Source organism: Streptococcus parasanguinis (assembly GCF_040908565.1).
GTDB lineage: Bacteria > Bacillota > Bacilli > Lactobacillales > Streptococcaceae > Streptococcus > Streptococcus parasanguinis_AC.
In genome coordinates, this window is record NZ_JBDGEA010000037.1 from 1 (window position 1) to 797 (window position 797).

Consider the following 797-nt stretch of genomic DNA (forward strand, 5'->3'; position numbering starts at 1 on the left):
CCCGGCTGAAGGGGTTAAGAAATTGCAAGAGGACTTGCACGTTCAAGCACAAGAGTACGAAGCTAAACTCGCTAAGAAAGACGAAGAGATCCAAAAGGTCAAAGACGTGGCAGAGTGGAGCGTACTCGCCCGCGTAACTGACATTGACCACCCACTAGACCCTACAGTCTTTAAACGTGGCCTTGAGTTGGTAGACCTTGGTAAAGTTGGTGCAACCTATCCAGCACAAGCGATCTTTGCGATCGAGGATCCAAACCATACTGAGAAATTTAGCGAAGGTAAGCGCGTGATGGTCCAAGTGAACCAACCTTTTACTTACCAAGGCGAAACGCTTGAGCAATTGGAGGAACTGGACAAAAACGGCAAGATCGGCATCTGGAAATGGACCGAACCAAAAGCAGACGAGCCAAAACCAGCGGGGGAGCTTGAAACTCAACCCGTCCAGTAAGCTAGTGATTTAATAGGGGGGTGGTAAAATTGGACCTATTAACACTGGTTGATAAGTTGACTCCCGTTTTAGTCGTGATTATTCCAAGTTACTTTTCATTCAAGAGTACCAAAACCACAAAAGAAGCTGACAAACGTCTTGAGGGTCTATCTAATAAGATAGACACCCTCGAGAAGTCAGTCTCAAGCGTGGAAGAAATTGGAAAAGATAACAATCGGAATTTGACGATTATCGGGAAAGGATTGCAACGGCTGCAACGTTTTCGATTGCAGGAGAGTTTGAAGAACGCGCTCAAACGCGGACACACAAACCAGCACGAATTAGAGGAGCTATCTAAACTATATGAGAG

Annotated in this window: 2 protein-coding genes; both read left to right on the forward strand. The window is 45.9% G+C overall.

Translation table 11 applies throughout. The features are described 5' to 3' along the window. Positions 1 to 448: hypothetical protein (locus tag AB5Y61_RS10580; RefSeq protein ID WP_368404122.1), on the forward strand; the 448-nt coding region annotated here is incomplete at its 5' end. Positions 449 to 477: 29 nt separating this feature from the next. Further along, the coding region (locus tag AB5Y61_RS10585) for a hypothetical protein (RefSeq protein ID WP_368404123.1) at positions 478 to 797 on the forward strand (320 nt) is incomplete at its 3' end.